General features: G+C 70.7%; 6 protein-coding genes. 2 read left to right on the top strand and 4 right to left on the bottom strand.

Annotated features, from left to right (window positions below; all coding sequences use genetic code 11):
• Positions 1-290: 290 nt before the first annotated feature.
• Positions 291-1,628: an IS1380 family transposase gene (locus tag ABZ806_RS30150; protein WP_500220809.1), complete on the bottom strand. Its 1,338-nt coding sequence runs from the start codon at positions 1,626-1,628 to the stop codon at positions 291-293.
• 394 nt (positions 1,629-2,022) lie between these two features.
• Between ABZ806_RS30150 and ABZ806_RS30145 the strand changes: the two genes are divergently transcribed.
• Positions 2,023-2,940, top strand: a complete 918-nt coding sequence (locus ABZ806_RS30145; RefSeq protein WP_500220804.1) for an ATP-binding protein — start codon at positions 2,023-2,025, stop codon at positions 2,938-2,940.
• Between the two features lie 42 nt (positions 2,941-2,982).
• Positions 2,983-5,064, top strand: coding sequence for an ATP-binding protein (locus tag ABZ806_RS30140; RefSeq protein WP_500220803.1), 2,082 nt, complete (start codon positions 2,983-2,985; stop codon positions 5,062-5,064).
• Here ABZ806_RS30140 and ABZ806_RS30135 read toward each other — a convergent pair.
• The 3 genes from ABZ806_RS30135 to ABZ806_RS30125 are packed head-to-tail and all read right to left on the bottom strand — an operon-like array spanning position 4,967 to position 6,944.
• Positions 4,967-5,539: a GNAT family N-acetyltransferase gene (locus ABZ806_RS30135; protein WP_500220802.1), complete on the bottom strand. Its 573-nt coding sequence runs from the start codon at positions 5,537-5,539 to the stop codon at positions 4,967-4,969. The two genes, ABZ806_RS30140 and ABZ806_RS30135, sit on opposite strands and share 98 nt — an antisense overlap.
• Positions 5,536-6,369, bottom strand: a complete 834-nt coding sequence (locus tag ABZ806_RS30130; RefSeq protein WP_500220801.1) for a phytanoyl-CoA dioxygenase family protein — start codon at positions 6,367-6,369, stop codon at positions 5,536-5,538. Before ABZ806_RS30130 ends, ABZ806_RS30135 begins: the two co-directional genes overlap by 4 nt.
• Positions 6,342-6,944 carry a DUF6879 family protein gene (locus ABZ806_RS30125; protein WP_500220800.1) on the bottom strand — a complete coding sequence of 201 codons (603 nt, stop codon included), beginning with the start codon at positions 6,942-6,944 and terminating at the stop codon, positions 6,342-6,344. Before ABZ806_RS30125 ends, ABZ806_RS30130 begins: the two co-directional genes overlap by 28 nt.
• Between the last annotated feature and the right edge of the window lie 52 nt (positions 6,945-6,996).

The following is a 6,996-nucleotide window of genomic DNA, read 5'->3' as shown; positions in this document are numbered from 1 at the left end:
CTGAGCCCGGTGGACTACGAGGAACGGCACCGAGCCTCGATCACGACCACCTGACCCATCTCACCCCAGCTGTCCGTGCTACGGGGGGAACCTCAGCGCTATGTCTCTTGTAAGCCAGCGAGGTGTTAGCCTCGATTTTTCGTGAGGTCGGTTGGGTCGCGGAGCGACCCAACCGACGCTTCGTTTTCGGTGACGGGTCATCTCTCGAGCCCGACTGTCGCGTCGGGTGGGCGGGGTTCCACGGGCCCGGAGGTTCTCCTTCCCGGTATTGATGGGATGGCTTGGGCTGGTCAGGGCGCCGGGAGCATCTGCAGCCGGGTGATCGCCGAGGCGATCGGGCCGCTCCAGGGCCAGTGGCGGGCCAGGCGGAGCCGGAGTCGTCGGCCGCCGCGGGCCAGGCGTGCGGCGGTCGAGAAGACGCGCAGGCGCAGGCGTTTGGGTTCCCAGCGGCGGACCGGATGATCGGCGAAGGCGAGCATCTGAGTCCAGGCGGTCAGGTCGGTGGCCAGCGCGACGAGTTCGAGCCAGATCTGGTTGGCGGCGGCGTCGTGCAGGGGCAGGTTGCGCAGGCCGGTGTCCTTGGCGCAGCGGATGCGGTCCTCGCAGCGGGCGCGGCGGCGGTGGCGCAGTTCCAGGTCGGCGAGCTGCCCGTGCCGGGTTGCGGTGACGAAGCAGGTGAAGCGGTGCCCGTTGATGTCGGTGAACCGCAGCTGCGCGCCGGGGTGGGGGCGTTCACGGCGGACGATGACCCGCATCCCCTTGGGCCAGCCGGTCAGGTCCAGCATGCCGGTCAGCTCGGCCACCCACGCCCCGGGGCGGGGCCGGCGGTCGGCGTCGTAGGCGCACTGCCACACGTGCTCGGGCAGGGCGAGGATGGCGGCGCAGATGTCGTCGGTGAGGTTGAAACCGATCGAGTACTTGACGCGGCGAGCGGTGACCCAGTCCAGGAACTCGTGGGTGCCGCCACCTGAATCGGTCCGGATGACGACCTGTTTGTGCAGGCGGGACGGGATCTGGTTGAGGGCCAGGCGGCCCGCGGTGATGTGGTCGGCGGCGGTGTTGGACCCGGCGTTGCCCGGCCGCAGCACCAGCGCGGCCGCCTCACCGGTCCCGCCCGGGCCGTGGTCGATGAACGCGGTCATCGGATGAAACCCGAACGTGCGCTTCCACGTCGGGGCTGCGTGTTCCTTCTCCGAGTGCGCGAGCACGATCGTGGCGTCCAGGTCCACCGGAATCAGGCCCCCGCCCGTCCCGGGGGCGTGCTCGCCGGCCAGTTCCCAGGCCCGCGCCCGCGCCGCCGCCCGGGCCTTGCGGATCGCCCGCAACGCCTGCGGGCCCGCGTCGGCAAGGAGGGTGACCAGCCGGGACACCGTCGGGTCGGAGGCAACCGGCCCGAACAGCTCCGGCTCGGCGCGCAGGACCGCGATGTCGGACAGGCAGTCTCCGCCCAGCGCCAGCATCACCGCCAGGTCCGCGACGACCTTGCCCGGATCGTGGGTCGCCCGCGGCTTGCGCCACCGCTCCAACCCAGCGGAAAGCGCCTGGTCGAGCCCGGTCGCCCGGAGTGCCTCGGTCAGCAGCACCCCACCGGCCTGACCAACGATCCCCGCCCCGTCCGAAGAGACCATGAGCTTGGCACGGCGACCTGTAGTCTTCACGTGAAAAGTGCCTTCTGAACTGGCGCGGACAGGACCTTCGACAAGCCCTATCCTCCCAGCTCGGGGCACTTTTCTTGTCTAAACGGTCACGCTCGAACCGCCGCCCGGTGAAAGCCCGAGGTTAGATACGGTCGCCCGCGTCACGTGGACGATCATTCCGGCCTGAGCAAGCGAGAGACCTCGCTGCGTGCGGTAAAACCACAGGTCAAAGGCTAGCCAGGCCCACAGCGAGGACGTCGGGTCGATCGACTCTCGAACACTCATCGCTCCTCCAGAGGTGTATCGCGCCACCTTAAAATCACTTTAAGTTAGAGCGCAAAAACACACAGTGAAGGCGGAATCCGCAAACTGAGGATGGCCTTCAATGAACGATCTTGACCTCGTCACCCCGCCCCCCGGCATGCCCGAGGTACGTCTGACCCTGCTCGCCGCGCCGTCGACCGTCGTACTGGCCCGTGAGCTCGTCCGCTACGCACTGACGAACTGGGGCTTCGACCGCGACGTGATCAACGACTCGACCCTCGTCATGAGCGAGATGGTCACCAACGCCGTCACGGCCGCGCGCGGTCGGCGGCTCCGCCTGCGCCGCGCCCTGTGCGGAGGGACGCCGCTCCTGGAGTGCTGGGACCCGTCCCCCGGACTCCCGGCCCAGCGAACGCCGTCCCTCATGGCCGAGAACGGGCGCGGCCTCGCGATCATCCACGCCTACGTGAAGGAGACCGGCACCCGCCCCTCCGCCACCGGCGAGGGAAAAACCGTCTGGGGGAAATGCCCGCCTGAGCGGCCCGGCCCGAACACGTCCCGTCGAAGTTGCATCTGGGGAAGGCCGTCGCCGCGTTTCCGCGGCTGGAGCGCCGCATCGCGCACGGCGGGGGCACACGGCCTGGGCTTCGGCCGGGGGTGGTCAGGGGGAACGCATTTCCCTGGCGGCATGTGGGCCGTAGGCTGGGGAAAGCCGGAAAGGGCAGGTGGTCAATGCCGGAAAATCAGCACGATCCCACCGCCCCCCAACACCCGTTCGACCATGTCGGGCAGCGCCGGAGATGTCGTGCAGGCACGCGATATCGAGGGCGGTGTGCATTTCCATTACGGTCGCGGGACGCCGCATTCCGCGCCGTGGCAGCTGCCCAGGGGCGTCCGGGTCTTCGTCAACCGGCGAGCCGATCTTCGGCGCCTGGACGCCCTTGTCACCGGGCCGCAGGCCGACGCGGCCGACGGCCTCGTCGCGTACGTGATCGCCGGAACGGCCGGGGTGGGCAAGACCTCGCTGGTGCTGCACTAGGCGCACCGGGTCCGGGACGCGTTCCCGGACGGGCAGCTCTACGTGGATCTACGCGGCTACGATCCGGGGCCGCCGGTGACGCCGGGGCAGGCGCTGGAGCGGTTCCTGATCGCGCTCGGCGTCCCCGCCTCCGCCATTCCGCCCCAGGTGGACGATAAGTCCGCCCTATATCGGTCAATTCTCGCCGATCGCCGGATGCTGGTCATTCTCGATAACGCCGGAACAACTGGGCAGGTCCGGCCGCTCATTCCGGGGGCGGGCCGCAGCCTGGCCATCGTGACGAGCCGCAGCCGGCTTTCGGGCCTGCTCATCCGCGACGGCGCGCAGCGCACGATCCTCAGGACCCTGTCCGAAGCGGAGTCGGTCGCGCTGCTGACCGAGACGATGGCGGCCTACCGGCCGGGAGACGATCCGGCGGACATCGCCGAGCTGGCCAGGCTGTGCGCCCACCTCCCACTGGCGCTGCGCATCGCCGCCGAGCGCGCCGCGGGACGTCCCGGGATGCCCCTCTGCGACCTCATCGCCGACCTGCGGGACGAGTCGTCCCTGTGGGAGGCGCTGTCCACCGGCGACGACGACGAGGCCGAGGCGGTCCGGACGGTCTTCGCCTGGTCCTACCGGGCGCTGCCCGAGGACGCCGCCCGGCTGTTCTGCCTGCTCGGGCTCCATCCCGGCGGCGACTTCAGCGAGGCGGCCGCGGCCGTCCTCGCCGATCCCGGAGAGGAACGAGTGCGCGCCTGCCTGGACGTCCTCGCCGGTGCCTACCTGCTGGAGCAGAGGGCACCGGGGCGCTACCAGTTCCACGAGTTACTGCGCGCCTACGCGGTGGCAAGGGCCAGGTACGAGATCTCGCAGCAGGACCAGATGGCCGCGGTGGAGCGGATGTGCTCCTGGTACCTGCACGGCGCGTACCAGTGCGCGCTCTCCCTCGCTCATGACACGACGCTGCTGTTCGAGCTCGAGCCGCCTCCGAACGTCCCCGTACCCGCCTTCCGGGACCGAGAGCAGGCCGCCCAGTGGTACGCCGAGGAGAAGATGAACCTCCTGGGCGCGGTGCGCGCCGCGGCCGAGACCGACCGGCGGGAACTCGCCTACAGACTGGCCGTCGTTTTGGAGCGGATCTACGCGACCTACAACCATTTCCAGGACTGGCGGACCACGTCCGAACTGGGACTGGAGGCCGCACGGGCGCTCGGTGATCGGGAGGGCGAGGCCGTGCTCTGCGAGAGCATCGGCCGGCTCTGCCGGATGACGCTGCAGCTGGACGAGGCCGCCCGCTACCACCGGGCGGCGATGGAGATCCACCGGGAGCTGGGCGACGATCTCAGCGTGGTCAAGGCACTGAACGGGCTCGGCTGGGTCGAACTGTTCGCGCACCGGCCGGCGCGAGCGCGCGCGGGCCTGGAGGAGGCGCTGTCGATCGTCCGCGACCTCGACGACCCCTACTGGACGGCGACCGTCCGCTACAGCCTCGGCTACGCCCTGATCCAGCTGGAGCTGCTCGACGAGGCGGAGTCCGTCCTCGTCAGGTCGCTGGAGGCGTACCGGGCCATGGGCGACCACCGCCTCTACGAGTCGATGGTGCTCACCGCGTTCAGCCTGCTGGCGCGCAGGCGCGGGCTGAGCACGCAGGCCCTCGCCATGGCGGAGGACGGGGTGGCGATCGCCCGGGACATGGACAACCCGCTGTGGGAGGGCACGGCGCTGCTGTACCTGGGGAAGGCCCAGCTGGCGGACGGACGGCCCGACGACGCACTCGTCTCCACCCAGCGCGCCGCCGTGATGTTCCGCCGCGAGGGCGACCCGAGCCGTGAAGCGATGGCGCTGGACGGCACGGGCCGCGCGTACCGGGAGCTCGGCCGGCTCCCGGAGGCCGTGGACTTCCACCGCCGCGCCGCCGCGGTGCACGGCCAGGTCGGTGACCGGTGGAAGCGCGCGAAGAGCCTCGTCCGGCTCGCCGATGCGCTGGCGGCGGCCGGGGAGCGCGACGAGAGCGCGCCGTACCTGCGCGAGGCGCAGGCGATCTTCACCGACTACGACGACGCAAGATCGGTGGCGCTGCGCGCGGAGGCCGCTGCCGGCGAGCCGGACGGAGGCAGCGGGTCGTCGCGCAGCAGCGAGTAGAGCACCTGGTCGTGCCGGCGCCCCTCCCGCCACTGCGCGGCGCGCAGCAGGCCCCCCTGGTGAAACCGCACCGCGCGAGCATCCGCTGCGAGGCCGTGTTGCCGGCGTCGGCGATGGCCTGGACGCGCCAGGCCAGCGTGTGGTCGAACAGGTACCCGGTGAGCTGGTTCAGCGCCTGCGGGCCGAGACCATGCCGCCGCTGCTCCGCGAGAACATGCAGGGCGACCTCCCAGCACCAGGACGTTTCGACCGGCCCCCAGGTGCGGCGGAACCAGAAGGCGCTTCCGGCGACCCGGTCGTCGGCGGTCACGGTCAGCCGGCCGCCGTCCGGGCCGAGCGCCCCCATCTCGGCGAGCCCCCGGCCGGGCGGGCCGAACCCGAACCACTGGTGCTCTCCGGAGCCGTCCCGGGTGGCGTAGGCGCGTTCGAAGACCGCGAGGTCGGCCTCATCGAGCGGGCGGAGCCGGACGATCACCACTGGAACTCGCCGAGCAGCTCGCGGGTCTCGGCATCCCCGTTGCGGGCCAGTTCCTCGGTGAGCGCGTGTTCGGCGCGTACACCGCGTCCGGTGTCGGCCCGCTGCCAGGACGGGACGAAGCCGAGCAGCAGCAGCCGGCGATATCCGGCGGCCGCGTCGGACGGGACGGTCCGGTGCCACAGGCCCGCGTGGATGAAGACCGCGTCGCCCGGCTCGAAGAAGAGCTCGACCTGCCCGGCGCGGTCGCTCTGATTACCGAGCGGGATGCGCACCGCGCCGCCCCGATGCGATCCGGGCAGCAGGCACAGGGCGCCCTCCCGCTCGGTGATCGAGTCGAGGTAGATCAGGCAGTGGATCTGGTGCGGATAGCTGAAGAGGGCGGGCAGGGGGTCGGGGATGACCGGCAGGTGGGCGTGCCAGGGCACCGCGACACCGGCGCGGCCCGCGTGGTTCAGCCGGGCCTCGAGGTCGATCCACACCTGCGGGCCGAGCAGCGTCCGCGCGACCGACAGTGCCGGCTCCAGGCGCAGGAGCGGGTGGAACACCGGGTCCTTGTCGAGCAGCGACCGGAGGTAGACACTCTCGCCGGGGAGGTCCTCGGCCTCGGGACGGCCCTCCTCGGCCTCGGCCAGCCGCAGCACGGCGGCCGCGAGGACCCCCGCCGCCGCCTCGTCCAGCAGGCCCCTGCGCACGAGGTATCCGGACCGGACGAGCGCATCGAGGTCCTCGGGCGTCGCCGTGGTGGTGACCGTGCGGCGGGGATAGCCCGCCGCCTGGTCGCTGATGACGAACTCGGTGCTCAGCTGGGTCCGGCCCCCGGCGCGCATGCCTCCGCCTCCGCACGTGAGGTGTCGATGACCGTCGGTGAGCGCCGCGCCGGCACCGCGAGGTCGTTGCCGCGGATCATGGCCAGGAGGTCGGCGAGCGGAAACGAACGGTCGTGGAACTCCCGCCAGGCGGTCCTGGCCTCCTCCAAGCGCGCCGGGTCCTCGTTCTGGTTGACGTACAGCAGCCGGCCCTCGTCGTCGTAGCTCAGGTCGACGACGGTCTCGTCGTCGAAGATCCACGTGTCGGTGTAGACGAGGTCCGGGACGTCCTCGCGGAAGATGAACCGGATGTCCTCACCGGCCGCGCCGTTGATCGCGTAGTACCAGTCGATCTCGAACTGGAGGTACGGCGTGAGCGTGCGGTCGATGATGTGCACGCGCCCCATGTACTTGCCGGCGGCGACGGACTCGCGGATGTTCCGCGCCCATTCCTCATTCCGGTCAGGTGGGAGCGGTGCCCCCGACAGGTAGAGCTCGAAGTTCTCGAGCTCGTCCGGCACAGTGTAGACGGCGAGCGTTTCGATACGGGTCGCCGACGATCTGAACTCCGTGAAGAGCCGACCGAACTGGTCCATATTGAGAATAATGAGAATTCTCCCGATTTCAGGCCGGCGCGCCACGCGGTGC

Origin of the sequence: Spirillospora sp. NPDC047418 (assembly GCF_040643275.1) — a bacterium.
In the GTDB taxonomy this organism is placed as follows: Bacteria; Actinomycetota; Actinomycetes; order Streptosporangiales; family Streptosporangiaceae; genus Spirillospora.
Note: the sequence above shows the minus strand (reverse complement) of the source record. Positions and strands in the feature narration are given on the sequence as shown.

Bases quoted from the DNA above. Each gene is read 5' to 3' on its own strand.
- ABZ806_RS30150 (WP_500220809.1), bottom strand. From the start codon at position 1,628: ATGGTCTCTTCGGACGGGGCGGGGATCGTTGGTCAGGCCGGTGGGGTG.
- ABZ806_RS30130 (WP_500220801.1), bottom strand. From the start codon at position 6,369: ATGCGCGCCGGGGGCCGGACCCAGCTGAGCACCGAGTTCGTCATCAGC.
- ABZ806_RS30145 (WP_500220804.1), top strand. From the start codon at position 2,023: ATGAACGATCTTGACCTCGTCACCCCGCCCCCCGGCATGCCCGAGGTA.
- ABZ806_RS30125 (WP_500220800.1), bottom strand. From the start codon at position 6,944: ATGGACCAGTTCGGTCGGCTCTTCACGGAGTTCAGATCGTCGGCGACC.